This window comes from Rhizobium giardinii bv. giardinii H152 (genome assembly GCF_000379605.1).
GTDB lineage: Bacteria > Pseudomonadota > Alphaproteobacteria > Rhizobiales > Rhizobiaceae > Pararhizobium > Pararhizobium giardinii.
The window spans coordinates 1-1205 of record NZ_KB902632.1 but is presented as its reverse complement, the minus strand read 5'-3'; the positions used below and the strand labels follow the sequence as shown (position 1 = coordinate 1205).

The following is a 1205-nucleotide window of genomic DNA, read 5'->3' as shown; positions in this document are numbered from 1 at the left end:
ACTTGTTCAATGTGACGAAACAGGTGTTCTCCGGGCGGGGTTGCTCTACAGGGGTTGCCGCGCACGACAAGCGCAACTCCTAAGAGTTGCTCAAGCTGCTTGACGCGCTGAGAGACTGCCGACGGGGTCACATTCAGGGTGACAGCGGCCCTCTCGAAGCTCCCAGTTTTTATGACCGATGCGACGGCCTGAGCGGATCGGTAGTCGATCATGGCTGGTTCCAGCTCCTAGTGCTTTCTTGCTCTGATGTGGGCGTCCACGCCGGCTGGACTATCAATCTGGATTGCGTGGTGGAACATGCTGGGTTCGATGAGTATGAATGGGTATCTCTGACGTACCTAGGTACTAGCCAGTTTCATCATCAGGATCCCAGAGACGATCAACGTGCCTGCCAACAATCGCATTGTTGAGGCTGGCTCTCCCAGTATAACCACTCCGAGGATGAATGAGCCGACTGCACCGATTCCTGTCCATACGGTATAGGCGGTGCCAAGCGGCAAAACGCGCATCGAAAAAGACAGAAGTACTCCGCTCGCAATCATAGCAGCGACCGTGACCAGAGAGGGAACGAGCAACGTAAACCCTTCGGACCTTTTCATGTAAAAGGCCCAAACGACCTCAAGCAGGCCGGCAACAAACAGGATTATCCAGTACATTATTTCCTTCCTGGCGGACCTCCGGGTCTGCCGCGCATCAGGCTTTGAGAGCGACTTGAATTGCCCGACGATGGGCAATTCAAGTCCAACTCGACTTCGTGTTCAGCTTTGCCCGAACGTCTCGTCGAGAGCGTTGGTGATGTCGGCAATCAGATCCTCGGTATCCTCGAGACCGATCGACAGCCGCAGATGCCCGTATTTCTGGAAGTTCGGCGGGTAACGATCAGAGCCGCCGCGGCCACTGCCGCCGACATGCACGATCAGACTTTCGTCGTGACCAAGCGAGACGGCCGACGTGATGACCTTGAGATGTGCGACGAACCGGTTCTGCGTATCGGGATCGCCGTCGACGGCAAAAGCCATGATCGCGCCGTAGCCCTTGCCAGCGAACTGGTCCTTCGCAAGCGTGTGCTGGTCGTGGGTCTCGAGACCGGGATAGGTAACATAGGCGACGCGCTTGTCGCCTGCGAGGGACCGGGCGACTATCTCTGCCGATGAAAACTGCTGCTTCAGTCGCAGCGGCAGCGTCACTGAGCCCCGCATGATCAG

General features: G+C 57.0%; 3 protein-coding genes. All 3 read right to left on the bottom strand.

Annotated elements, in window-relative coordinates; all coding sequences use genetic code 11:
* Positions 1-212: LysR family transcriptional regulator (locus A3AY_RS37760; protein WP_026203364.1), on the bottom strand; the 212-nt coding region annotated here is incomplete at its 3' end.
* 126 nt (positions 213-338) lie between these two features.
* Complete coding sequence (locus tag A3AY_RS0111790) at positions 339-656, bottom strand: DMT family transporter (protein ID WP_026203363.1); 318 nt, start codon at positions 654-656, stop codon at positions 339-341.
* A 102-nt stretch (positions 657-758) separates the two neighbouring features.
* A partial coding sequence (locus A3AY_RS0111785; protein ID WP_018325877.1) for a PLP-dependent transferase occupies positions 759-1205 on the bottom strand: 447 nt, incomplete at its 5' end.

What these genes read in the sequence shown, in the direction of transcription:
- A3AY_RS0111790 (WP_026203363.1), bottom strand. Translation starts at nt 656, where the DNA reads ATGTACTGGATAATCCTGTTTGTTGCCGGCCTGCTTGAGGTCGTTTGG.